The sequence below is a fragment of the Neobacillus sp. SM06 genome (assembly GCF_050496765.1).
Classification (GTDB): domain Bacteria; phylum Bacillota; class Bacilli; order Bacillales; family Cytobacillaceae; genus JAEVLT01.
On sequence record NZ_JBNWEO010000015.1, the window covers coordinates 20,323 to 44,329 of the forward strand.

Consider the following 24,007-nt stretch of genomic DNA (forward strand, 5'->3'; position numbering starts at 1 on the left):
TTCTGATTTACTCATACTATCCATACGAGGAAATCAATGTTTGGGAAGTGAGTGTCTTGGAGAAAACGATTTACATTCGCATGCGTAATCGCGTACAAGCCCGGCTTTACGAAAAAGTGCGATTAGAGGATACAGCCCAAATTATTGCCCCAGAACAGATATTACCCGCATTACAAAACCTTGTTGTTCATCAAGTTTCGAAACAAGATAAAAACATTGTCATCATTGATGTGATGAAAGTAATTGGGATGATCACCGAATTGATCACCGAAACGGATATTCAAACCATTGGTCCTGCGCAGACTATTATTGAAGTGATCTATAAGAAAAAGGGAGTCTCCATTCCTTTTTTTCTTTTAATTTGGTTTTTGTTATTTTTCGGGTCGGCAATGGGAATTATGAATTTCCATGATGATGTAAGTATGCAAAGTGTGCAGGAAAAGCTCTACACGATGATTACTGGTTTGAAAAATCCGAAACCCCTTCTTTTCCAAATCCCCTACTCAATTGGACTAGGTCTTGGGATGATCTTGTTTTTTAACCATGTGTTTAAAAAGCGGATCAACGAAGAGCCGAGTCCATTGGAAGTGGAGATGTTCAACTACCAGATGGATTTGGATAGTTACGTGATTATTCATGAAAACAAAGAGAGTATGAAACGCCTTGATAATCATTAAAATGGCAGCAGTGGTGTTTATTGGGACAGCGAGCGGGTTGGCCGTTGGTGCTGGGTTTGTAGCATTCCTGTCCGTGCTTGGGATTATCCCCAGATTGACTCAACTATCGAAGACGATGAAAATGATTCATTTGTATGAATGGGCTGTAGTGATCGGGGCGCTTGCAGGCGTGATGGCCAGTCTAAGAAATCCTGTTATAGGGCTATCCAAGTATTTTTTAATTCCGATTGGACTAACAGGGGGAGTGTTTTACGGAATGCTGGCAGCCGGTTTGACGGAAGTGCTGAATGTGCTTCCGATTTTGGCGAAAAGAATGGGGATTGATGGGAAAATTATCTCTTTGTTGATGGCGATTGTACTCGGTAAAATCTTTGGCTCTATTTTTCAATGGGTATATTTTATTCACCACTAGATGATTTCGCCAAGAAAGGATAGTTAGGTATGAGTATTCAAAGGCGCGTGATTTTAATAACAGATGGGGATGAATATGCGAGGCGCACAGTAGAATATGTAGCAAAAGAAAACGGCGGACGCTGCATTTCGATGTCACAAGGAAATCCTTCTGTTCATACCGGGCCAGAACTTGTTCACTTAATCAAACAGACACCTCATGATCCAGTGCTTGTGATGTTTGATGATAGTGGATTAGTTGGGGAAGGTCCTGGAGAACAGGCCTTGAAATACGTTGCCGGGCACCCCGACATTGAAGTACTTGGGATCATCGCAGTTGCCTCGAAAACAAGACAGGCAGAATGGACAAGGATTGACGTTTGCATTGATCGTGATGGTGAATTAACGCCATATGGCGTTGATAAATTTGGCATACCGGAACTTGAAATGGGCCGGTTAAATGGCGATACGGTTTATTGTCTTGATCATTTAGATGTCCCATTGATTGTCGGAATTGGCGATATTGGAAAAATGGCAAAACGGGATCATTTTGAACGGGGAGCGCCGATTACGAGAAAGGCAGTTGAACTGATTTTAGAAAGGAGTGGTTTTTTTGACAAGAGAAACTGAGCAAAAATGGCCTATTCCGGAATCTGTACATGAAGTAGAAAATTTCATGAAACAGCGGGTTGGCTTGGGAATTAGCTTTGATTTAGGTGTCAGAAAGCTGAAAGTATTAAAAAAAGATGTACATATCTACTATGTAAATGGTCTGTGTGACACCCGCTATATCATTGAGCTGATTGAAGAATTAGTCGAACTGAATGATCATGAAAAACTGTCAACAAATTTATACAATCTTGTTTATAACAGGCTTGTCAACCAATCGGTACAGCCAATTGAAACGCTTGATGAGCTCGTGCTTTTTGTTCTTTCAGGCCAGATTGTCGTTGTTTTGGAAGGAACAGGAACTGCTCTTGCAGTAGATGTCAGAAGCTATCCAGGGAGACAACCGCAAGAGCCGGATACGGAAAAAGTTGTCCGAGGCTCACGCGACGGGTTTGTTGAGAATATTATTTTAAATACGGCATTAACAAGAAGAAGAATTCGCGATGAACGGCTAAGGTTTGAAATGCTAAAGGTTGGTGAACGTTCTAGGACGGATGTATCCATTGCGTACTTGGAGGATGTAGCTGACCCGGAGTTGATCAATATTATTCGCAAAGAGATTACATCGATTAACACTGATGGAATACCGATGGCAGATAAAACCATTGAGGAGTTTTTGGTAAAGCAAGGATTTAACCCATATCCGCTTGTTAGATACACAGAACGGGCAGATGTAGCAGCAGCACACCTTCTTGAGGGGCATGTTATTATTTTTACCGATACATCACCGAGTGTGATCATCGCTCCGACAACTTATTTTCACCATGTACAACATGCCGAAGAGTACCGGGAATCACCGGCGATGGGTACATTTGTCCGTTGGACGCGCTTCCTCGGCGTACTTACTTCGATCTTTTTGCTGCCGCTTTGGCTTTTATTTGTATTAGAGCCATCGATGCTGCCGCCAAATCTTTCGTTTATCGGGCCAAATGAACAAACGAATATTCCGATTATCATCCAAATTTTCCTTGCTGATTTCGGAATTGAATTTTTAAGGATTGCCGCGATCCATACACCAACACCTCTGTCGACGGCGATGGGTTTAATTGCAGCCGTGTTGATCGGGCAGATTGCGATCAGCGTTGGCCTGTTTGTACCGGAAGTGATTCTGTATGTTGCCGTAGCTGGTATCGGTACGTTTACAACACCAAGTTATGAATTAAGCGTAGCCAATAAAATTGCCAGATTAACGCTGCTTATTTTAGTATCGCTATTCCATACCCCTGGTTTTGTAATAGGAACAGCATTGCTTTTCATCTTCCTTGTTCATACGAGGGCACTTAATACGCCGTATTTTTGGCCTTTTTTGCCATTTGAACCAAAAGGTTTTCTGCAAATTATTATCCGTCGGGCTGTCCCGGGGTCGATGCTTAGACCAAGTATTGTCCATCCGAGAAATCAATATCGGCAGCCGCCAAATGAACAATAAAATTTCATTGCAGAAATTGCTTTGTTATGCTAAAGTAATTTTAATTATATAAGGTGACTATGGATGGAATAGGCAGCATCTTTATGGGATTCTGCCTATTTGTTTATTGAAAAGAGAGGGAAAGCAATGTATTTGTATGGAACGACAAAAATCAACCAAAATGGACATTTGGAAATAGGCGGCGTTGATACGGTTCAACTGGCAGAGCAATATGGAACACCGCTTTACGTATATGATGTAGCATTGATCCGCGAAAGGGCAAGAGGGTTTAAACAAGCGTTTATCGAGCAAAATGTCACTGCTCAAGTTGCTTACGCCAGCAAGGCATTTTCAACCATTGCGATGGTACAGCTTGCTGAGGAGGAAGGATTATCACTTGATGTTGTTTCAGGCGGTGAACTTTATACGGCGCTGACGGCGGGATTCCCGGTTGAACGCATCCATTTTCACGGCAATAATAAAAGCCGCGAAGAGTTAGCGATGGCTTTAGATCATGAGATTGGCTGTATAGTTGTTGATAATTTCACCGAACTGCAGCTGCTGAAATCGCTTTGTTTGGAAAAAAATACTACTGTGAAAATTTTATTAAGAGTTACCCCTGGCATTGAGGCCCATACCCATGATTATATTTTAACAGGACAGGAAGATTCGAAGTTTGGCTTTGATCTGCAAAACGGTCAGGCGGAAGAAGCCCTACAACAGGTACTTTTATTTCCATCATTTGAGGTTTTAGGGATTCATTGTCATATTGGATCGCAAATTTTTGAAACGACAGGCTTTTTACTGGCGGCAGAAAAGGTCTTCGAAAAGCTGCATGAGTGGAAGCAGAAGCTTTCGTTTGAAGCGAAAGTATTAAATTTAGGCGGCGGCTTTGGCATCCGGTATACAAAAGAGGATGAACCGCTTGCTCCTGCGCAATATGTTACTGAAATTATTCGCGACGTAAAAAAATGGTCCGACCTCTACTCAATGAAACTGCCGGAAATTTGGATTGAACCCGGACGCTCGCTAGTTGGGGATGCAGGAACCACTCTTTACAAAGTAGGTTCGCAAAAAGAAGTTCCCAATGTCAGAAAGTATGTGGCTGTTGACGGCGGAATGAGTGACAACATCCGCCCGGCACTGTATCAGGCGAAATATGAAGCGGTTCTGGCCAACCGCCCATTAGCGGAGTCAAAAGAAACAGTTTCAATTGCGGGGAAATGCTGTGAATCCGGGGATATGCTGATTTGGGATTTACCGCTGCCTGCTGCTGAGCAGGAAGACCTTCTTGCTGTTTTTTGCACAGGTGCCTACGGTTATTCAATGGCAAATAACTACAACCGCCTACCGCGCCCTGCAGTCGTCTTCGTCGAAAAGGGCGAAGCCAGACTTGTTGTAAAAAGAGAAACATACGAGGACCTTGTCCGACTGGACGTTTCATTAAAATAATAGAAAGCATTGATAGTGTGTAAACTAAGAAAAACCGGGCAAAAACCGCCCGGTCCCTTTTAGTTTGGCGGATAAACGAAGTCTGTTGATTTCCGCTCCAGGCACTCGCTTTCCGGGGGGCAGAACGCCTGAGCCTCCTCGTCGCTAACGCTCCTCGAAAATGCATCCGCATTTCCTTCGTGCGATGTTATTTCTAGGAAGCTTATTCAATGTCCTGCGGGGTCTCGCCTGTAACGCTAATCCCCCAGGAGTCGGCGCCTTCCGCTCCAATCAACAGGATGCCATAAACGAATGAACCCTAGGATTCGAAGCAATCTTTTGCTAGAGGACATCAGATCGTTTGTACTCCTTTGCGGAACACTTTTTTCCTTATTCGCATTGCTTTGGCAATGATGAAATACGCAATCATCCCTTGTGCTCTTAGTAACATAAGCAAATTGATCAGGCCATCGGGTCTTTACCAGTTTGACTCTTTATTCCTTGGCTCCAGATTCTCATTCGAAGCTCGTCATTTGATAACTGTAATACCAAGAAGAAAGGCGTTAGCCGTACTTACAAAGGTGACGACGGCTATAACCCTATTTTTGCATATCTTATGTTGTTCAAGAAACACAAAGGCTAAGGAGTCTCCGTTGAAAAAATATTTCGCAGAAGAAGTGAGACTGTTATACAAAATGGTGTAGCATGCAAGATTGAAATCGTTGAAGTTGGAGTACATAGAAGACATTTACGCAAGTATATCTCTCATTTTTAACCTAAACCATGCATGTGAATAGCCTGAAAAGACCTGATACATGCCTATTTGGCAATCCAAAAAATTTAGTATCGTAGAAATTTGATAAAGAATCACTCTCATTTTACTTATGGTTGGTTCCGCTCACTTTTTGGAGCGGAAATCAAACAGTCAACCACGAAACACCCTACTAATAGAATAAATTCTTTTCATGTCACAGATTCATGATTTTGGTCAAAAAGATTCGTTTCAGAATATTGGACTCCATGTCTTAGTCTTCCGGCAATCGTTAAAAAGGGTCAACATATAAATTCAGATATTATAAAGAAGGATAATACGCCTATAAACTGGCATTTATCCTTTTTTTATGAAGAAATTCGGCTTGAAAACGAAAGAAGAAGCAACTTTCTATAAAAACAACTTAACCTTTTTTCCCGAAAGGTTTATAGTTGAAACTGAATAGGAAGGAAGCTTACAACTTATGAGAAATGGAAAAAATCAATAAAATAGTGTAGAATGATGTTTAAAGGTCGTAAGAATCCTCAAGAGGATTGCTGAATGGTGAAGAATTATGTATGATGGTGTGGAGCGCACAATTCGAAAATTTACATACACTAAAGAAACGAAAATATTGGCTATTCAAATAATGAGGGGTCTATATGTTAATTCGCTATAAGAAGACATTTGAAAAAATTGCAATGGGTTTATTGTCCTTTATGCCAAATGAAAAGGATTTAAAGAAATTGCAGCAAACAATGAAACAGTATGAAACAGAGGAAAATTGGCAACTCTTTCTGTGGAAAGAAGAAGACATTATCGGCTTAATTGGGGTTCAATTTATGGGTGCAGGCCAACTGCAAATTCAGCATATTTCGGTTAATCCATCGCATCGGCAGCAAGGGATTGGGAAAAGAATGGTAAAAGCTCTGCAAGAAATGTATCCGGAAAAAGAAATAACCGCTACTGTGGAAACAGCAGCTTTTGTGGAAAAATGTGAACATTGTGATCCAGGAGAATGAGGCGGCAGCGAATGACTTACTCGCTGCCCCTTTTCTTTTTGAGAGCTTCCTTTCGAGCACGGATCACCCATGTTCGATCGCGCAACCGATGGCGGTGAACAATTTTCTCATCCGTTACGTCACTCGTTTGTTTCATATCGAATCCGTGAAGATCGGCTGCCCTTTGACATTCATCCATTAAAATAGGATCCCAAACCGGCAAGCGGAAACTTTTATATGGATTGTGATGATCGATTCTGTCGCGAAGCTGTTCGAGTATCGCGGCCATCTCGTCTGGATCCATTCCAAGGTTAAGAAGGTTTTGCTCCTGCTGTGAAAAAATACGTTTTGCTTTTGCCAGCGTTTTTTGGGCACCGGCAAAATTACCACGGCGGTGGTGATAGCAGGAAACAGCCAATTGAATAAAACCGACCCAGATTGACTCCTTGTTTGCGGCATCAATCCGTTTCCAATAATCTTCAAGAATTTCATGGCATTCAAAGTAATCCCGGCTTCCATGAAAATGAACTAAGTATTCAATGTATTCTTTTGGGTACAGGAAAAACACCCCCGGATTTGTTGATTACGTATAGTTTACCATACGTTTTGTTAAAAACGAGATGAACAAATGCGAAGAACCCGCCTTGCTTGACGGGTTCTTCTGCATTCTTAGTAAATCCAAGCAGCACCAACGATAATTAACAAAATGAATAAAACAACAATTAACGCGAATCCGCCGCCAAATCCAACGCCATCAGCCATGTGAAATACCTCCTATTGATTTAATTTCTTTTCCCTCCCATCATATGTTGCGGTTTTCAAATATGTTATGGGCAAATCACCTGTTTTCGTCATCCTGCGGCGCTGCAGGTTGATTTTTCTATTGGATAACGTATTTGAATCCTCTATACTATTAATAGTCATACGAAGACATAAATGCGATAAATGATGGAATTTTGGTGAGAAATGATGCAATATAGCGTAAAGATTGATGCATTTGAAGGGCCGCTTGACTTGCTCCTTCATTTAATCAATCGCCTGGAAATAGATATTTATGATATCCCGGTAGCTCAGATTACAGAACAATATTTCATGTATATTAAAACAATGAAAGAGCTGCAGCTTGATTTGGCGAGTGAATTTCTCGTTATGGCAGCCACTTTGCTTGCAATTAAAAGCAAAATGCTGCTGCCGAAGCAAGAGGAAGAACTGCTTGATGACGATCACCATGAATTTGAACTAGATGGGGATCCACGGGAAGAACTGGTCGAACAGCTCCTCGAATACCGCAAATTTAAAGAGGCGGCACATGGCCTTAAACAAATGGAAGAAGAGCGTGGCTTAATGTACACAAAGCCTCCGAGTGATCTTTCCGTCTATGCGCAGGAAATCGAACCGGAGAAAACCGAGCTGAACGTTACGTTGTATGATATGCTGGCAGCTTTTCAAAAATTGTTGCGCCGCAAAAAATTACAGCGCCCGCTCACAACAAAAATAACCCGCCAAGAAATTTCGATTGAAAAACGAATGAGCGAAATTATGAGTGAGTTAACAGGAATAAAGGGGCGGAAAAACTTTACCGAGTTATTTCCGCATCCGGAAAAAGATCAAATTGTCGTTACTTTTCTTGCGATTCTTGAATTAATCAAAAGAAAGGAAATTGATGTGACTCAAGAAGCGAATTTTAGCGAAATTTATATTGAAGCTGTAGTGGAAGGAGAAACAATGGTTGGAAATTATTAATTGGAGCAGTATCCTTGAAAGCTTATTATTTGCAGCGGGCGATGAGGGACTCTCGTTGAAACAAATTGTTGAAGTGCTGGAGGTTGACGAGCCAATTGCAAGAAATATTATTGAAAGTTTGCGGCAGGAATATGAGCAGGATGCGAAGCGGGGATTGACAATTGTTGAATTGGCAGGAACGTTCCAGCTCGCTACCAAGAAAGAACATGCTGACTATTTAAAGCGTTTAGTTGACTCGCCAAGCACAACGACTCTTTCGCAGGCATCACTTGAAACGCTTGCGATTATTGCATACAAACAACCGATTACCCGGGCTGAAATTGAAGAAATTCGCGGTGTAAAAACAGAACGTCCGCTGCAGACGCTCATGTCCAAAGCGTTAATCAAGGAAGTTGGCCGGGCAGAAGGTGCCGGAAGGGCATATTTATATGGAACAACGAAAGAGTTCCTGGATTATTTTGGGTTGCGGAGCCTGAAAGAACTTCCTCCATTACCGGAAAAAGTCCAAGAGGAATTTGTACAGGAAGAAGCGGATCTCTTTTTCGAGAAGTTTCAGGAATCCATCAACTCTTAATTTTCAAAACATTAATTCTCCTTTTGTGGTAAAATAGAGATGCGGTTTCATTGTAAATTGTCGATAAGGAGAGGGGAAAGTTGGAAATTATTCAATGTTCGGGATATGAGCTGGAAAAAGAAAAATCAAATACTTCTGAGGATTTTTTTAATAGAAGCGAAATCACATATATTGATGATGGTGTGGAAAAAACCTTGCATGTGCTGTACGTAAGGTATTTTGATGAAATTTTTACAGAATTCACCCCATTTCAGCAAGACCCTGTTTTTTCAGCAGGAGAAAACCCCGTTTATTTTAAAGAAATTGTTGCCCTTGTCTGTCTGCTGAAAAATCCAAGTTTGCGGCAGAGAAAACGGGTTTATGTAAATGATCAGCAAGAGTTTGCCGCCTATTTTAAGAATGTGAACGTGGAAAAGATTGCTGACGTATTTCAAGCATTGAAGCAAAATCAAAGCTACAAACTCCGATCTCCGCTTGAGTTTATTTTACAGCCAAATTAATTGGGGGTGTTGATGATGGGAAACACACTGGTAAAAACACAGCTAAATGAAGTGGATTCGTTTTTAACGAATACGATTAAGACGCTTGAAGATTTTTTAAACGAGACAACCCTCAGCAAGCTTCACAATGAAGAAGCAGAAGATCGAAACTATTTAAAAGTGGTTCTTTCCAATTTACGCAAGCTGCTCGTCTATAGTGAGGAAAGTCTTGATGCATGTAAAGTGATTTTGCAAAGCGAGCCATTTCAAAAAGCGGCTGCAGAAAAAACGCTTTATCGAATCTATCATCAATGTATCGTAGAATTTTTCTCGCCAAAAAACGATGCTTGGTATGAAGACAGCCGTTCGGCCTATACAGGTAGAAATTCAATCAAGTTTTACAAAGGTGTACCGGAGGATCTTCGTCAGCTAGTCAAAGGGCTTGAAGGGGAATTTCAGCGAATTCGTGAGGACTTGGAGTTTTACGAAACGGACTACCGCACAAAAATTATTCAATCAAAATAAGAGTTCAAAGAGGCTTGCCCAATGAAAAAAGGCGGCCTCTTTTTGTTCTGTTTAAAAAGAATATTGTTGCGAGTTTTTCATACCCTTTACTAATCAAAAGACGAGAGGGGGAAGTTCCCTTGGACCGTTTTAGCAAGTATGTCCACGATCTGTTTCAATGGAATGAGGAGATGAAGAAATTCCTTGAAACAGAGAATGCGCGAAAAGATTCAGCAGAACTTTGGGGAAAGCTGGATGGGTTTACCGAAGTAATGGAGAACCTCAATCAACCAATGACCGATCAGGATCTGTTGGAGCTGCAAGCAAAAGCAGAGGTAATCCAAGCAGAAATGGAAGGATATTTCACAAGAAAACAAGACGCAGGAAATATATGGGTGGTTGGGACGGTTCTCTCGCCAGGCAGCCATAGGCTTCCAAATTTACCGTATGAATACTCTGCACTTGAACCCTATTTTTCAGAGCAAATGATGAAACTGCATCATCAACACCATCACCTTGTACATGTAGATGAATTAAATAGAGCTGAACTGCAGCTGAAAAAAGCAAGAGAAACGAATGATTACCGTTTACTCAAACATTGGTCGCGTGAGCTGTCCTTTCATGGCTCAGGACATTATTTGCATATGCTATTTTGGAACAATTTATCGCCCGCTGGTGGAGGAAAACCGAACGGCCGGCTATTAAAAGAAATCGAAAGCTATTTTGGCAGTTTTGCTGCTTTTAAGAAACACTTTACAGAAGCGGCGATTCAAGTAGAGGGGAATGGGTGGGCACTGCTCGTATGGTCGCCAAGGGCAAGGCATTTGGAAATCGTGCAAACTCAAGAAAATACCCACTATGCGCAGTGGGATACGATTCCACTGCTAGCAGCCGATGTATGGGAACATGCCTATTCATTGCAGTATAAACAAAAGCGGGAGGAATATGTCGAAAATTGGTGGAAAATCGTTAACTGGAGCGAGGTTGAAAGACGCTTTGAGCAGGCATCTGAATTAAAATGGCAAGCCTATTAATCGTAAAAAAAATTCCTCCCCCTTTATTCTGCTTTTTTCTGTCATAATGACCCTTGTCCAGCATAAACTTGTACAAACTAATCAAAGAGACGGGGTTGCATAATGAACATGAACCGAAGATTGATCATTTTTTCCCTCGTGTTCATCTTCTTCATCGCGAATATTCCAAAAAAGGCTGAGGCAGCTGTTTCGATGAGTGTAAATGCGCAAAGCGCTATTTTAATGGAACAGAAATCAGGCCGGATTCTTTTTGAAAAAGATGCGTATACAAAGAGAAGAATTGCTAGCATAACAAAGATCATGACAGCAATCCTTGCAATTGAATCAGGGAAAATGAATCAGTACGTTACAGTAAGTGAACAGGCAACAAGGACAGAAGGATCCTCTGTCTATTTAAAGCCGGGGGAAAAAATAAAGTTAAAAGATTTAGTCTATGGGCTGATGATGAGATCGGGAAACGATGCGGCTGTCGCTATTGCTGAGGCTGTTGGCGGGAGTGTAGAGGGCTTTGTGTATATGATGAACGAGCGAGCCCGGGAAATTGGAATGCTGAACACCCATTTTGCAAACCCACACGGACTTGATGATTCAAAAAACCATTATTCAACTGCATATGATATGGCATTGCTAACTAGATATGCAATGGACAATAAGACCTACCGGCAAATAGCCGGGACAAAGGAGTACCGGGCTCCAAATCCTACTGAGAATTGGGATCGAATCTGGAAAAATAAAAATCGGCTGCTGACAATGTACCGCTACACCACCGGCGGAAAAACAGGATTTACAAAATTGGCGAAGCGTACGCTTGTTTCAACAGCTGCAAAGGGCGATATGTCATTAATCGCCGTCACACTTAATGATCCAGATGATTGGAACGACCATATTGCAATGTATGAGAATGGCTTTAAAAATTTTGATATGGCGGAAGTCCTTCCAAAAGGGGATATTGATACCGGGAAAAAGAATTCGTACAACGGCCGTTTGTATTTGAAAAAGGCTTATGATTATCCGGCAACAGCAAAGGAGATGGATTTGTTCAGGGTCGAATACAGACTGAAAAAGCCTCCATTGGCCAAGACGGAAACCGTTGCAGGTAAGGCAATGATTTTCCTGGATGACAAATTAATTGATGAGGAACCGATATACTTTCAAAGCAAGCAGCCCAGAAAAGAAAGAAAAGGCTTGTTCTCTTTTATGAAAGAAATGTTTCTGGCAATTTTAGGTGTGAAAACGGATGGTTAATTATATTTGGGTGATTTTAACAGTTGTTGGTATTGTATTTGGAATGATCAATGGAACAATGGATGAGATCAATAAGGCGATTTTTACGGGAGCAAGTGAAGCAGTCACCCTTTCAATTGGTTTGATTAGCATTCTCGTTTTTTGGTTAGGGATGATGCGAATTGCCGAACAAGCAGGGCTGCTAAACGCCCTGGCTAAAGTTTTTCGTCCTCTCGTCAGACGGCTTTTCCCGGAAGTCCCTGCAGAACACCCCGCATTGGGGTATATTTTATCCAATATGATTGCCAACATGTTCGGGCTGGGAAATGCGGCGACACCACTTGGGATAAAAGCGATGGAGCAATTGCAGGAATTAAATGGAGGCGACATAACTGCGAGCAGGTCAATGGTTACCTTTTTAGCCATCAATACTGCGAGCATTACAATCATTCCCACAACAGTCATCGCAATCAGAATGCAGTACCATTCATCTTCACCAACGGAAATCGTGTTTCCAACATTCATTGCTACGATCCTATCAGCAATAGGAGCCATTTTAATTGATCGCTATTTTTATTATCGAAGAAGCCGCAAAGGATGATTCACATGGAAATCGTATCGTATCTATCTCTTGCGTTTATTCCGGTTCTCATCGGGTTTATTTTAATCTATGGCACTTTTAAGCGTGTTCCGACGTATGAAACGTTTGTCGAAGGAGGCAAAGAGGGGATCAAAATTGCGATCTCGATTATTCCTTTTCTTGTTGGAATGCTTGTAGCGATTTCCGTCTTTCGTGCATCCGGGGCATTAGAAGCCTTAATGAATTGGATTCGTCCGCTAACCGACAGGTTCGGAATACCGGCAGAAATAGTCCCGCTTGCCTTGATTCGCCCGATTTCCGGAACAGCCGCACTTGGCATGACAAGTGATTTAATTGCGACCCATGGCCCGGATACGTTTATTGGCCGGCTTGTTTCTGTTTTACAAGGGAGTACGGATACGACGTTTTATGTTTTAACTGTATATTTTGGCGCAGTTGGAGTCAAAAAAATGAGTGATGCCTTAAAGGTCGGGCTTTTGGCAGATGTAGTCGGGATCATTGTTTCCATCGCCGTAGTTGCATTCCTTTTCGGAACGAAATAAATAGCACAGCGTCATCCTGCTCTTCGGATGGCGCTTTTTCATGGATTTATAAAGAAGAGCCTGAAAACTGGCTGCGTGCAGATTGGCAGATATCTTTCCCGAGAAAAGATCATTGCTTTGAAAAGCGGGTCAATTATGGCATAATTCATAAAGAAGTGAATGAATTCCTTGAATGGCAAGTAAGTGAAACAATGGTAAAAGAAGAGCAAAACGATAAACCAGCTGGCATGCTGAATCAGATTGATTGAGGTGGAATTATAGAATGGAAAGATTACAGAAAGTGATCGCAAGAGCCGGGATTGCGTCAAGAAGAAAATCAGAAGAGTTAATTAAAGACGGCAAAGTAAAGGTTAATGGAAAAGTTGTAACCGAGCTTGGCGTAAAGGTCGGAGCATCGGATAAAGTGGAAGTAAATGAAATACAAATAGAAAGAGAAGAACCGGTGTATTTTCTGCTGTATAAACCGCGCGGAGTGATCTCGAGTGTACGTGATGAAAAAGGGAGAAAAGTGGTGACCGATTTTTTCCCTGAAGTAAATGCGAGAATTTATCCAGTCGGCCGATTGGATTACGACACTTCCGGCCTGCTGATCGTAACAAATGATGGGGAATTTGCGAATTTGCTTATGCACCCAAGCGGCGAAATTGAAAAATTGTATGTCGCAAAAATTAAGGGCATACCGACAAGAGAGAATTTGCGAAAGTTGGAGCGCGGCATTCGTTTAGAGGACGGAAAAACAGCTCCTGCTAAAGTAAAACTGCTCTCGGTTGATCGAAAAAAGCAAACGTCCATTGTTGAAATTACGATCCATGAAGGCCGGAACCGCCAAATAAGGAGAATGTTTGAGGCAATTGGGCATCAGGTGATGAAGCTAAAGCGAGAGCGATATGGTTTTTTAGCCTTAACAGGCCTTAATGCTGGCGAAGCTCGGGAACTGACTCCCCATGAGGTTAAGCAGCTTCGCGCCTTAGCGATGAAGACGCCAAAAAAATAGAAATTTTTTCGCTCATTTCTTTTATTATTTTCACTATGAATTTATTGAAAAGTGATATAATTTAAATAAATCAAACTTTTCTTTTTTAAAAATAATGGGAAATTCATGAGTCATTTCGAACTAAAAAATGATGAAAGAACAATTCATTACTGTGGGGGGAACTATGAAAAGAAAGCGGTTGGTTGTCCGGTCTGTGATTTTACTTCTTTTAATTGGTGCAGTTGGTTACACATTGTACGCCAATTTCACGAAGGATCAACAAACGAAAATCGCCATCGGTGAACAAGCGCCCGATTTTGTGTTAACCGATATGCAGGGGCAAAAGCATCGCTTATCTGATTATAAGGGGCAAGGGGTGTTTTTAAATTTTTGGGCAACATGGTGCAAGCCTTGTGAAATTGAAATGCCTTATATAAACAACCAATATCATCAATTTAAGGACAAAGGAGTACAGGTTTTGGCTGTAAATGTTGGCGAATCCAAGCTGGCAGTGAACAAATTTGTCCAGCGGCATCAGCTTGACTTCCCGATCGTTATCGATAATGAAGCTCAGGTGCAAACCGCTTATGGAATTGACCCGCTTCCTGCGACTTTTTTACTAGATAAAAACGGGAAATTGGTCAGGTATTTTACCGGGCAGATGACGGAAGAAACAGTCAGAAAATTGATGAATGAAATCAAACCTTAACAATGTTGGGAGTTTTTTGAATGAAGGATGTAAAATGCGAATGTGGCCATGTCAATCCGCATGGAACCGTTTTCTGTGAAGCGTGCGGGAAAATAATGGAGGAACAAGCGCATGGCAAACAAGTCATCGATATGCGCTATGAAGGCAGTGCTAGAAGGTCGCAAACCTATCAAAAAACCATCATCGATAAGATTTGGAACTTCTTTTCTTCCGTTAAAGTTGGGGTTTGGCTTATTGTCATTACATTAATTGCTTCTGCAATTGGTACAATCCTTCCACAAGAAATGTACATACCGCCAACAGTGCCTGCCAACGAGTTCTATCAGCAGCAGTATGGCTGGATAGGAAAACTGTATTATCAATTGGGGTTTAATAATCTTTATAGTTCCTGGTGGTATTTGCTGCTAATTGCCTTGATCGGAATTTCCTTAGTGATCTGCAGCCTTGACAGAGTGATTCCGCTTTATAAAGCATTAAAAGCACAAGGAGTGACGCGTCATGAAGGGTTTCTTAAGCGGCAGCGGCTTTTTGGAATCGCCGGAGACACTGTTTCAAACAAGGATCTTGAGATGGTACGAGAACGGTTGAAGGCAAGGCATTATCGCGTGCGGGAAGAAAATGGCGATCTATTAGCCGAAAAGGGGCGGTTTTCCCGCTGGGGACCATATGTCAATCATATTGGATTGATTGTTTTTTTAATTGGCGGCATGTTGCGATTTATTCCGGGGATGTATGTGGATAAAGTGATGTGGATACGTGAAGGGGAAACGAAAGTTATACCGGAAACAAAGGATCAATACTATCTTATGAATAAAAAATTTATTCTACAAGTCTATGACAAGAACAAAGATCAGCAATTTGGGGCAGCAATTGAACGTGCCGGAAATGTCCCGAAGAATTATCAATCGAATGTCATTCTTTACAAAAAGGCCGGGAATACGATTGCAGGTGAGACGCCAAAGCTGAAAAAAGTAAAGGAATACAAGATCCGTGTCAATCAGCCTCTATCGTTTAATGGCTACTCAATTTATCAAGTAGACTACAAACTTAATGAACTGAACAAAATGACATTTTCCCTTCTCAACAAAAAATCCAATCAAGAGTTTGGTGATTTGACAATTGATTTAAATGACCCGAAATCAAAATATGATTTAGGTAATGGATATACAGTTGAAATATTGGGCTATTTCCCGGATTTCGAGTTTTCGGATAAAAACGAACCGACGACAAAATCAAAAGTGCCAAATAACCCCGCATTTGTTTTTCGCATGACCGCACCAGATAAGCCAAAAGGAGAAACAAGCTTTGTCGCGATTCGCCAAACGATTGAACCATTTGGTGATAATGAATACAAGATGAAATTTAAAGGTGTTGAAACAAAAAATGTATCCGGGCTGACTCTACGTAAAGATTCCACTTTGTGGGTGATTATTTTAGGCGGCATTCTTTTTATGTTTGGTGTCATTCAAGGTGCTTATTGGAATCATCGGCGCATCTGGATCCAGCGGAAAAATGGGGAGACATGGATCGCAGCCCACACAAATAAAAACTGGTACGGTTTAAAACGGGAAATTGAAATGCTGATGGAAGGGACGTATTTGTCGATGCCAGAGGATCAACTGGAAAATAAGAACAACGGGTAAGGGGGTTATCAGTTTGGTTGCAATCAGCAGTAATTTACTTTATTTTGCTTTTATTCTGTATTTAGTAGCAATTTTATTTTTTGGCGGGGCAATCAAAGGGAAAAAAGGAATGGATGATCAGAAAGGATTGAACCGTTGGGCAAGAATAGCCGAAATTCTTACGTTTATCGGCTTCCTTTCTCAATTGGGCTATTTTATCACAAGATGGATTGCGGCGGGCCATGCACCTGTCAGCAATTTATTCGAATTTACTACTTTTTTCGGAATGGCATTAGTCGGTGCCTTTATTGTGATCAATTTTATCTACCACACACCGCTTCTCGGCTTGTTCACCATGCCAGTGGCCGTCCTGGTCATTGCCTATGCGAGTATGTTCCCCCGGGAAATTACACCGTTAATTCCTGCTCTGCAAAGCGACTGGCTGAAAATTCACGTAACGACGGCGGCAATGGGCGAAGCCATCCTTGCCATTAGTTTTGCCGCCGGATTAATCTACCTAGTAAAAGCAATTGACCAATCAAAGGCAAGCATGCGTACTTTTTGGCTTGAGGTGATTTTGTTTGGTCTAGTGATGACAATTGGCTTTGTCGCTGTTTCTTCCGCTTTTGCGGGGATGGGCTACAGTGAGAAGTTTAATTGGGTGGATAAAAATAATGCCTCGGCAACGGTCGAATACACGATGCCGGCACTGGTGGGTCCCAACAAATATGAACTGGCAACAGCAGGTAAATTTAAGCCTTTGGTTGAAACACCGGCAATTGTCAATGCAAAGAAAATGAACACCGTTATTTGGTCTTTCATCGGCGGAGTGATCATTTACACACTTTTGCGCCTTCTATTGAGAAAACGGATTGCCGCCGCGTTGCAACCGTTCGTGAAAAATATAAAACTCGAGTTTGTCGATGAAATCAGTTATCGATCGGTCCTCATTGGTTTTCCTGTTTTTACGCTAGGTGCCATTATTTTTGCGATGATTTGGGCACAAGTTGCCTGGACCCGTTTCTGGGGCTGGGATCCGAAAGAAGTTTGGGCACTGATCACATGGCTTTTCTATGCTGCATTTTTGCATCTCCGGCTCTCAAAAGGCTGGCATGGAGAAAAATCCGCTTGGTTGGCTGTGATCGGTTTTGGAATCATCATGTTTAATCTGATTGCTGTAAATTTGGTCATTGCCGGTCTCCACTCCTATGCAGGTTCCTAACAAACAATTATAAATCATTTCTCTCCCAACCCTCACCTAAAAGGTAAGGGTTTTTCTTATGTTTTTATTTTGTCAACTATTTTTCACATTTTTAACACAAAATATTGTTTAGAATGTAACATTTTTGTGAAAACATAAATACTTTTTTCATGTGCTATTCCTTGAAAACCATAGCAAAACAGCTAGCCTTTTTGTAAAATAAACACTATGGGGGGATTTATTAATGGAAAAAGAAGTGAAAATTTTAGTGGTGGATGATGAAGAACGAATTCGCCGTTTATTAAAAATGTATTTAGAGCGTGAAGAATATTCCATTGATGAAGCAGAGGACGGAAACGAAGCGTTATCGAAGGCAATTGCCAATGATTACGATGTTATTTTATTGGATTTAATGATGCCCGGAAAAGACGGAATAGAAGTTTGCCGGGAGTTAAGAGAAAAGAAGGCAACACCTGTTATCATGTTGACGGCTAAGGGTGAGGAAGTCAATCGGGTTCAAGGATTTGAAGTTGGAACCGATGATTATATTGTAAAACCATTTAGTCCGCGTGAAGTTGTCCTTCGGGTTAAAGCACTTTTGCGGAGGTCATCCCAAACAACCTATTTGCAAACCGAAACAACCACGAAAGATGTCATCGTTTTTCCGCATTTAACAATTGATAACGATGCACATCGAGTGACAGCAGACGGGATTGAAGTGAGTCTAACACCAAAAGAATACGAACTGCTTTATTTCCTTTCAAAAGCGCCTGACAAGGTGTTTGATCGCGAACAATTGTTAAAAGAAGTATGGCATTATGAATTTTTTGGCGATCTGCGCACAGTTGATACGCATGTCAAGCGCCTTCGCGAAAAATTAAATAAAGTATCAGAACAAGCAGCGAGAATGATTGTAACGGTTTGGGGCGTTGGCTACAAGTTTGAGGTTGTAAATGAATGATCTTATTACGAAGCGTTGTTGGTAAACTTTGGTTTACCATTCTTTTATTAGTATCTTTCGTACTTTTCATTTTAACCGTGATGTTGCTTGAGTATTTTAATAATTACAATATTGATTTGACTAAAAAAAATCTTGAAATAACAGCGGAAAAAATTGCCCATGTCCTTGAAGAACATGAAAAGGATAATTTTTCTCTCGGACTGGAAGTGTCATGGCAAATTATCGACGATGTTACAAAAGTCGTTGTCGTTAAAAGTGATCAAGAGATCTACTATTCCCCAAGTAAAACGAACACGAAATTGCTTACGATTGATGATATACGAAAAGATAAGGAACTGGCCAAAGTTTTAAAACAACACAAAACAGTCGAAAAAATCACTGCCCTTTCCACTTCCCCATTATCCAAAAAAGATATATCAAGTTACTCGATTATTGGGGTTCCGCTTGATCTGTCCAATGGTAAAAAGGGAGCGGTCTTTATTTACCAATCGATGAAGGTCATGAAAGAAACAACCCGGACCACAACTAATTTTATTCTTCTCGCTGCTGGTGTAGCCATTATTTTAACGACCATTTTTGCCTTCTTCTTATCAACCAGGATTACGGCGCCGCTTCGCAAAATGCGGGAAGCTGCTTTTGAGGTGGCAAGAGGGAAATTTGATACAAAAGTCCCGATTCTATCCCGTGATGAAATTGGCGAATTAGCAACGGCCTTTAATCAGATGGGCAGGCAGCTAAAATATAATATGAATGCACTTAGTCAAGAGAAAGAGCAGCTGGCAAGTATTTTAAGCAGCATGGCCGATGGAGTGATTACCTTTAATCGCGATGGCACCATCTTAATTACCAATCCTCCGGCCGATCGTTTCCTTCAATACTGGTATTATGAAAAAGGAAATTCGAGTTCCAATACGGAAGCGATCCCATCAAGAGTAATGGATTTATTTCAGTTAGCCGTTAACACAGAGAAGGAGCAAATCGGAGAAATTTCCTTGCAAGGAAGGCATTGGGTCATTCTTGTCAGTCCTCTTTACAGCAACCAATTTATTCGTGGTGCAGTTGCTGTTGTGAGGGATATGACAGAAGAACGAAAGCTGGACAAGCTGAGGAAAGACTTTATTGCAAATGTATCGCATGAACTGCGGACCCCGATATCCATGCTTCAAGGATATAGCGAGGCCATCGTGGATGATATTGCAGAAACGGAAGAAGAAAAGAAAGAGATGGCGCGAGTTATTTATGATGAATCACTTAGAATGGGCCGTCTAGTGAATGAGCTTCTTGATCTGGCACGGATGGAATCAGGCCATATTCATTTAACAATTGAAGAGGTCGATCTTACTTCTTTTTTCAATCGCATCGTTCGTAAATTCCAAGGAATGGCAAAAGATAATGGAATCTTTTTTGGCGTGCAAGTTGTTGGGGAAATCAGCCATTTTTCATTTGATCCTGATCGGATTGAACAAGTGCTGACAAATCTAATCGATAACGCATTCCGGCATACTCCGAAAGATGGAAAGGTGTTGTTAAGAATTATTCCAGAGGAAAAAGGAATTACGATCGAAGTGGAAGATTCGGGTTCTGGCATTCCAGAGGAAGATTTACCCTTTGTTTTCGAGCGCTTTTATAAAGCAGACAAAGCACGAACACGTGGCAGAGCCGGAACTGGACTCGGGCTGGCAATTGCCAAAAACATCATCGAAGCACAACGAGGCCATATTTCCGTACAGAGCAAAGTTGACCATGGAACGACATTTTCCTTCTTTATACCGCGAAAATAGGCAAAAAAACGATAATTGTAGCGATTTTTCTTGATTCACAAGAAACATTCTTTAAAACCCTATCCAACATTTGGATGGGGTTTTGTCTGTGTAAAACGACAGCTTTTTAGATAAATTCCAATTTATTCCTTCCATTATGTTAGGAAACAGTCTATATTAAAATAGTGAAACTTTTTAGATTTTAAGAACGACTAATTGAGTGAACGGGGAGGGGTATTGGTGAACTCCGTTTTTGATGAATTATACAAACAATATCATCATGATCTTTATCAGTTTTTATTTTATATGGTGCGAAACAAAGAACATGCAGAGGATCTGGTTCAAGAGGTTTATATACGTGTGCTGAAATCATATGATCGCTTTGAGAAGCGAAGCAGCGAAAAAACATGGCTGTTGTCGATTGCAAGAAATGTTGCAATTGATTTTTTCCGGAAACAAAAAGGCTGGAAACAACGATTGCTGGAAAAATTCGATTGGTCCGCGCAGCAAGTTAAAGATGAGTCACATCCGATTCCAGATGAGATTGCTATTCAAAAAGAAGAACTTAAATGGGTTTATGAATGTTTGAATCATTGTACATATGATCAGCGAATGGTCATTATTCTCCGCTATTTACATGATTTATCCATTGCAGAGACAGCGGAAGCGCTCGGTTGGACGGAGAGTAAAGTGAAAACAACACAACACCGTGCGCTGGGGGTTTTGAGGAAGCAGATGAAACAGCTGGATGAAAAGGAGGTGCGGTTAAATGAAAAAATTGGAGTGGAGTGACGAGCAGCTCGAAGCACTGCTGAGACAAATGCCTAAGCTTCAAGATCGGCGCAAACAGCAGGAAATTTACCAGTGCCTTACACTGAAAATGACACGGCGCAAGAAGATCGTATGGCTATTGCCAAGTACAGTAGCTCTGGGAGCTTTTCTGCTGTTCTTGCTCCTTGCTCCTTATTTAGATAATGATCAAAGCAAACTCGAGAGCCATCTAAAAATTGCATCCCTCACAGCTACTTCTCGTTTCAGCAACCTTTCGTTTGACCATGACCAGCTCGCCCAAATGGGTGCAAAAGCGCTAGGAACAAATGAAAGGCTTCCTGTATCAGATGGAAAAACGGCCGTTTATCAAAAAGATATTGGAAGCGGCAAAGTGTTGACCTATTGGATTCCCGATCAACAAGCAAAAATACTCGTGCCTGTGTCAACGGTTGTTCTTCATCTCGGAAGAAAAACGCGGCTGGAGCTTTTTACTGAAAAAATGCAGCGGCTTCGTGAACAAGAATGGGGACTGAGAGAATATTATCCAATTCATGCCAATCTGAAGCAGGATAAACAATCAAGCAGTGTATTGATCAATGTCCCGGCAGCGAGTCCATATAAGCTAGAATCAGATGCTGAAACGGGCTTTGTGCATGCGATGATAAGAAATGTTGACTCGAATAGCAATATGAAAAAAATTACGATCACTGCCAATGACCGGTCTGGAAATTTACTTGATAACAACGAAAAGAAATCAGAAATGATTGTCGGCCATGAACGAAACCGAGCCTATTTTTTCTATTTTCCTGCTGGTAAAAAAGTACCGTTTTTAGTGCCTTCAGTGAAGAGTTACCCAGACATAAAATCAGCTTTCGAGGCAATGGGTAAGGACAATGCCCGGTTAAGGCTGAGGGCATCGATTCCTCCTGGATTAAAAGTTTCGTTTTTTATGATGAAAAATAAAACCTTGTATCTAACAGTTTCCGGACACGATCCGTTAAAGAATACTGCCGAAGCGATCTACTCCTATGAAGCGATTCTGCTTACTGCAAAGGATTTTGGGATGGAACGCGTTAAACTTGAAAACCCAAATTTAAAGCACCTTGGGCCTTTTGATTTAACAAAAGAAAACCATGTGCCAGTAGCAGCAAACTTGCGGCAAATCGAAGACTAGCCAAACAGCTAGTCTTTTCTATGTCTTAGGATGCTATTTCGGCGATACGAAGAAAACCAACATTGTCTGACGGGGTTTTTTGAATAAAATCGCAAAAAATTCATATGCTATCAAGTATGCTTGAAGCCTTATTAGTCTAAGTTCTAAATGGGTCCAAGCTTTCATATTGTGAAAAAGGGACAAGATGAAGGAGGAATAGGATGCGTGACTACATAAAGAGGTTTTTAATTGCTGGCATTATGGCGATTTTTGTCAGCTTGTTATTTTTAGGTGGAAGACATCCACAAGCAAGTATGCTAAACCCTAATCCGGAAAAAAGCCAATGGATTTGGCCAGCTGATGGAGTCATTTCTGACACCTTTGGCACGAGACAAGGAAAACATAAAGGTCTTGACATTGCGGGCGAATTGAATTCGCCTATTTTTGCCGTTGAAGCAGGCACCGTTGAAAAATCTTATTATTCTGATACATACGGGAATGTTGTCTTTGTTAACCATCCGAGCGGATATGTGACAGTATATGCTCATCTAAGCAGCCGGCTCGCCAATGAGGGGCAGAGAGTAAAAAAGGGAGAAATCATTGGAAAAATGGGGATGACTGGACAAGCAACAGGCGTTCATCTTCACTTTGAAACACATAAGAGTGAATGGACGTTTGACAAGAAGTACGCGCTTGATCCGGAAGGGCTGCTAGGAAATGCAAAGATGGGAGATGTTGTTCAGGCGGGGGCAGTGAAAGAAGGGCAGCCTGTTTTGGAAGCTAGTTCCCATTTACGCGATCAAGCAGAAAAGCAAACCTTCGTGTCCGAAGTGCTCAAACAAAATCCATCCACCACTTCGCAGCAGCAAGCTTATCTTGTAAAAAACGGTGATACCTTGTGGTCGATTGCTGAAAAATTTCAACTGAATGTACACGAACTTCAGCAGCTTAATCATTTAACGGGATCCACGATCACGATAGGTGCAAAGCTAATTGTAAAAAATAAAGTAGAAAACCAATATACCGTTAAAGAAGGGGATACCCTGTCATCCATTTCCAGACAATATCATGTCTCAATCGAGAAAATAAAAGAACGTAATAAACTTTCATCTGACCAGATTTTACCTAATCAAGTTTTAACCATAACAAAATAGAAAAAGGCGCACCCGACTCGGGGCATGCGCCTTTTTATTTGGTCATACATCAGCGAAGCTTCGCCTATTTCGCTTGATAACGTGCTTTGCACTCTTCGATTAATTTTGCAGCAGCTTCTGGACCTTCCCATGCACCAATTTCTGTTTTTTTGCCTTGTAAGTCTTTATAGCGTTCGAAGAAATGGGCGATTTCTTTCAGTTTATGCTGCGGCAGATCCTCCAGTGAACGAATGTCTTCAAAACGGGGGTCTTCCACCGGAACCCCGATTAGCTTTGCATCTTCTTCACCGCTGTCAATCATATTTAAGAAACCAATTACTCTTGTATCGATAACGCAACCAGGGAAAGTGGGATTTGTCACAAGTACAAGAATATCTAGCGGGTCTCCATCAAGTGCTAACGTATTTTCAAGATAGCCGTACTCTGCAGGGTAGAACATAGGTGAAAACAGGACGCGGTCCAGTTTGAAAATCCCGCGCTCTTTATCAAATTCGTACTTATTTTGGCTTCCAGTTGGTATTTCAATAAATGCTTCAACTACTTTGTTTTCAAAAGCCATTCTATTTTTCCTCCTTTTTATGTACATATGCTTTACTATTATAGTTGAATGGGCTTTCGGCTGCAAATAAATTTAAGAGAGCAACCTTTAAAAGATGGATTGGGTAAAAAGAAGTA

General features: G+C 41.3%; 26 protein-coding genes. 23 read left to right on the plus strand and 3 right to left on the minus strand.

Going from position 1 to position 24,007, the window contains the following annotated elements; translation table 11 throughout:
- Positions 1-56 precede the first annotated feature (56 nt).
- The 6 genes from ACQYAD_RS09570 (at position 57) to ACQYAD_RS09595 (ending at position 6,348) form a co-directional block, all read left to right on the plus strand.
- Positions 57-677: a stage V sporulation protein AA gene (locus ACQYAD_RS09570; protein WP_430237649.1), complete on the plus strand. Its 621-nt coding sequence runs from the start codon at positions 57-59 to the stop codon at positions 675-677.
- A gap of 1 nt (position 678) precedes the next feature.
- A complete protein-coding gene (locus tag ACQYAD_RS09575) occupies positions 679-1,089 on the plus strand; it encodes a stage V sporulation protein AB (protein ID WP_430238766.1) in 411 nt (136 codons plus the stop codon).
- A 29-nt stretch (positions 1,090-1,118) separates the two neighbouring features.
- On the plus strand, positions 1,119-1,697 hold the full coding sequence (locus ACQYAD_RS09580; RefSeq protein ID WP_430237650.1) for a stage V sporulation protein AE: 579 nt from the start codon (positions 1,119-1,121) through the stop codon (positions 1,695-1,697).
- Complete coding sequence (locus ACQYAD_RS09585; RefSeq protein WP_430237652.1) at positions 1,681-3,165, plus strand: spore germination protein; 1,485 nt, start codon at positions 1,681-1,683, stop codon at positions 3,163-3,165. Before ACQYAD_RS09580 ends, ACQYAD_RS09585 begins: the two co-directional genes overlap by 17 nt.
- Positions 3,166-3,291: 126 nt before the next feature.
- Positions 3,292-4,596, plus strand: a complete 1,305-nt coding sequence (lysA, locus tag ACQYAD_RS09590) for a diaminopimelate decarboxylase (protein ID WP_430237654.1) — start codon at positions 3,292-3,294, stop codon at positions 4,594-4,596.
- A 1,392-nt stretch (positions 4,597-5,988) separates the two neighbouring features.
- Positions 5,989-6,348, plus strand: coding sequence for a GNAT family N-acetyltransferase (locus ACQYAD_RS09595; protein WP_430237656.1), 360 nt, complete (start codon positions 5,989-5,991; stop codon positions 6,346-6,348).
- A gap of 16 nt (positions 6,349-6,364) precedes the next feature.
- Here the strand turns inward: ACQYAD_RS09595 and ACQYAD_RS09600 are convergent, their stop codons facing one another.
- The gene (locus ACQYAD_RS09600) at positions 6,365-6,895 is read right to left on the minus strand and encodes a DUF309 domain-containing protein (protein WP_430237657.1); all 531 of its coding nucleotides are present in this window, start codon (positions 6,893-6,895) and stop codon (positions 6,365-6,367) included.
- Between the two features lie 101 nt (positions 6,896-6,996).
- Positions 6,997-7,089: a YjcZ family sporulation protein gene (locus ACQYAD_RS09605; RefSeq protein ID WP_430237660.1), complete on the minus strand. Its 93-nt coding sequence runs from the start codon at positions 7,087-7,089 to the stop codon at positions 6,997-6,999.
- A gap of 207 nt (positions 7,090-7,296) precedes the next feature.
- Here ACQYAD_RS09605 and ACQYAD_RS09610 point away from each other — a divergent pair, with 207 nt between their 5' ends.
- From ACQYAD_RS09610 to ACQYAD_RS09690, 17 genes are all read left to right on the plus strand, one after another.
- Positions 7,297-8,070 carry a segregation/condensation protein A gene (locus tag ACQYAD_RS09610; RefSeq protein WP_430238768.1) on the plus strand — a complete coding sequence of 258 codons (774 nt, stop codon included), beginning with the start codon at positions 7,297-7,299 and terminating at the stop codon, positions 8,068-8,070.
- Positions 8,057-8,644 carry an SMC-Scp complex subunit ScpB gene (gene scpB, locus ACQYAD_RS09615; protein ID WP_430237661.1) on the plus strand — a complete coding sequence of 196 codons (588 nt, stop codon included), beginning with the start codon at positions 8,057-8,059 and terminating at the stop codon, positions 8,642-8,644. The genes ACQYAD_RS09610 and scpB overlap by 14 nt, the downstream gene beginning before the upstream one ends.
- Positions 8,645-8,724: 80 nt before the next feature.
- A complete protein-coding gene (locus tag ACQYAD_RS09620; RefSeq protein WP_430237664.1) occupies positions 8,725-9,144 on the plus strand; it encodes a hypothetical protein in 420 nt (139 codons plus the stop codon).
- Between the two features lie 15 nt (positions 9,145-9,159).
- Complete coding sequence (locus ACQYAD_RS09625) at positions 9,160-9,648, plus strand: YpuI family protein (protein WP_430237665.1); 489 nt, start codon at positions 9,160-9,162, stop codon at positions 9,646-9,648.
- Positions 9,649-9,767: 119 nt separating this feature from the next.
- Positions 9,768-10,661: a superoxide dismutase gene (locus ACQYAD_RS09630; protein ID WP_430237666.1), complete on the plus strand. Its 894-nt coding sequence runs from the start codon at positions 9,768-9,770 to the stop codon at positions 10,659-10,661.
- Positions 10,662-10,763: 102 nt separating this feature from the next.
- The gene (locus ACQYAD_RS09635; protein WP_430237668.1) at positions 10,764-11,906 is read left to right on the plus strand and encodes a D-alanyl-D-alanine carboxypeptidase family protein; all 1,143 of its coding nucleotides are present in this window, start codon (positions 10,764-10,766) and stop codon (positions 11,904-11,906) included.
- Positions 11,899-12,486, plus strand: coding sequence for a nucleoside recognition domain-containing protein (locus ACQYAD_RS09640; protein WP_430237669.1), 588 nt, complete (start codon positions 11,899-11,901; stop codon positions 12,484-12,486). Before ACQYAD_RS09635 ends, ACQYAD_RS09640 begins: the two co-directional genes overlap by 8 nt.
- A gap of 65 nt (positions 12,487-12,551) precedes the next feature.
- Complete coding sequence (locus tag ACQYAD_RS09645; RefSeq protein ID WP_430238769.1) at positions 12,552-13,028, plus strand: spore maturation protein; 477 nt, start codon at positions 12,552-12,554, stop codon at positions 13,026-13,028.
- 262 nt (positions 13,029-13,290) lie between these two features.
- Complete coding sequence (gene rluB, locus ACQYAD_RS09650; RefSeq protein ID WP_430237670.1) at positions 13,291-14,022, plus strand: 23S rRNA pseudouridine(2605) synthase RluB; 732 nt, start codon at positions 13,291-13,293, stop codon at positions 14,020-14,022.
- 163 nt (positions 14,023-14,185) lie between these two features.
- A complete protein-coding gene (resA, locus tag ACQYAD_RS09655; protein ID WP_430237672.1) occupies positions 14,186-14,710 on the plus strand; it encodes a thiol-disulfide oxidoreductase ResA in 525 nt (174 codons plus the stop codon).
- Positions 14,711-14,730: 20 nt separating this feature from the next.
- Complete coding sequence (resB, locus tag ACQYAD_RS09660; protein ID WP_430237674.1) at positions 14,731-16,353, plus strand: cytochrome c biogenesis protein ResB; 1,623 nt, start codon at positions 14,731-14,733, stop codon at positions 16,351-16,353.
- 13 nt (positions 16,354-16,366) lie between these two features.
- A complete protein-coding gene (gene ccsB, locus ACQYAD_RS09665; RefSeq protein ID WP_430237676.1) occupies positions 16,367-17,554 on the plus strand; it encodes a c-type cytochrome biogenesis protein CcsB in 1,188 nt (395 codons plus the stop codon).
- Positions 17,555-17,777: 223 nt separating this feature from the next.
- The gene (locus ACQYAD_RS09670) at positions 17,778-18,494 is read left to right on the plus strand and encodes a response regulator transcription factor (RefSeq protein ID WP_430237678.1); all 717 of its coding nucleotides are present in this window, start codon (positions 17,778-17,780) and stop codon (positions 18,492-18,494) included.
- Positions 18,491-20,275, plus strand: coding sequence for an ATP-binding protein (locus ACQYAD_RS09675; protein WP_430237680.1), 1,785 nt, complete (start codon positions 18,491-18,493; stop codon positions 20,273-20,275). Before ACQYAD_RS09670 ends, ACQYAD_RS09675 begins: the two co-directional genes overlap by 4 nt.
- 219 nt (positions 20,276-20,494) lie before the next feature.
- Positions 20,495-21,046, plus strand: coding sequence for an RNA polymerase sigma factor SigX (gene sigX / locus ACQYAD_RS09680; protein ID WP_430237682.1), 552 nt, complete (start codon positions 20,495-20,497; stop codon positions 21,044-21,046).
- Positions 21,024-22,199, plus strand: a complete 1,176-nt coding sequence (locus tag ACQYAD_RS09685) for a hypothetical protein (RefSeq protein ID WP_430237684.1) — start codon at positions 21,024-21,026, stop codon at positions 22,197-22,199. Before sigX ends, ACQYAD_RS09685 begins: the two co-directional genes overlap by 23 nt.
- 200 nt (positions 22,200-22,399) lie before the next feature.
- Complete coding sequence (locus ACQYAD_RS09690; RefSeq protein ID WP_430237687.1) at positions 22,400-23,332, plus strand: LysM peptidoglycan-binding domain-containing protein; 933 nt, start codon at positions 22,400-22,402, stop codon at positions 23,330-23,332.
- Positions 23,333-23,396: 64 nt separating this feature from the next.
- Here the strand turns inward: ACQYAD_RS09690 and ACQYAD_RS09695 are convergent, their stop codons facing one another.
- Positions 23,397-23,891, minus strand: coding sequence for an inorganic diphosphatase (locus ACQYAD_RS09695; RefSeq protein WP_430237688.1), 495 nt, complete (start codon positions 23,889-23,891; stop codon positions 23,397-23,399).
- Positions 23,892-24,007 lie beyond the last annotated feature (116 nt).

What these genes read in the sequence shown, in the direction of transcription:
- ACQYAD_RS09575 (WP_430238766.1), top strand. Translation starts at nt 679, where the DNA reads ATGGCAGCAGTGGTGTTTATTGGGACAGCGAGCGGGTTGGCCGTTGGT.
- ACQYAD_RS09580 (WP_430237650.1), top strand. Translation starts at nt 1,119, where the DNA reads ATGAGTATTCAAAGGCGCGTGATTTTAATAACAGATGGGGATGAATAT.
- lysA (WP_430237654.1), top strand. Translation starts at nt 3,292, where the DNA reads ATGTATTTGTATGGAACGACAAAAATCAACCAAAATGGACATTTGGAA.
- ACQYAD_RS09595 (WP_430237656.1), top strand. Translation starts at nt 5,989, where the DNA reads ATGTTAATTCGCTATAAGAAGACATTTGAAAAAATTGCAATGGGTTTA.
- ACQYAD_RS09605 (WP_430237660.1), bottom strand. Translation starts at nt 7,089, where the DNA reads ATGGCTGATGGCGTTGGATTTGGCGGCGGATTCGCGTTAATTGTTGTT.
- ACQYAD_RS09610 (WP_430238768.1), top strand. Translation starts at nt 7,297, where the DNA reads ATGCAATATAGCGTAAAGATTGATGCATTTGAAGGGCCGCTTGACTTG.
- ACQYAD_RS09625 (WP_430237665.1), top strand. Translation starts at nt 9,160, where the DNA reads ATGGGAAACACACTGGTAAAAACACAGCTAAATGAAGTGGATTCGTTT.
- ACQYAD_RS09635 (WP_430237668.1), top strand. Translation starts at nt 10,764, where the DNA reads ATGAACATGAACCGAAGATTGATCATTTTTTCCCTCGTGTTCATCTTC.
- ACQYAD_RS09640 (WP_430237669.1), top strand. Translation starts at nt 11,899, where the DNA reads ATGGTTAATTATATTTGGGTGATTTTAACAGTTGTTGGTATTGTATTT.
- rluB (WP_430237670.1), top strand. Translation starts at nt 13,291, where the DNA reads ATGGAAAGATTACAGAAAGTGATCGCAAGAGCCGGGATTGCGTCAAGA.
- resA (WP_430237672.1), top strand. Translation starts at nt 14,186, where the DNA reads ATGAAAAGAAAGCGGTTGGTTGTCCGGTCTGTGATTTTACTTCTTTTA.
- resB (WP_430237674.1), top strand. Translation starts at nt 14,731, where the DNA reads ATGAAGGATGTAAAATGCGAATGTGGCCATGTCAATCCGCATGGAACC.
- ACQYAD_RS09670 (WP_430237678.1), top strand. Translation starts at nt 17,778, where the DNA reads ATGGAAAAAGAAGTGAAAATTTTAGTGGTGGATGATGAAGAACGAATT.
- ACQYAD_RS09675 (WP_430237680.1), top strand. Translation starts at nt 18,491, where the DNA reads ATGATCTTATTACGAAGCGTTGTTGGTAAACTTTGGTTTACCATTCTT.
- ACQYAD_RS09685 (WP_430237684.1), top strand. Translation starts at nt 21,024, where the DNA reads ATGAAAAAATTGGAGTGGAGTGACGAGCAGCTCGAAGCACTGCTGAGA.
- ACQYAD_RS09690 (WP_430237687.1), top strand. Translation starts at nt 22,400, where the DNA reads ATGCGTGACTACATAAAGAGGTTTTTAATTGCTGGCATTATGGCGATT.
- ACQYAD_RS09695 (WP_430237688.1), bottom strand. Translation starts at nt 23,891, where the DNA reads ATGGCTTTTGAAAACAAAGTAGTTGAAGCATTTATTGAAATACCAACT.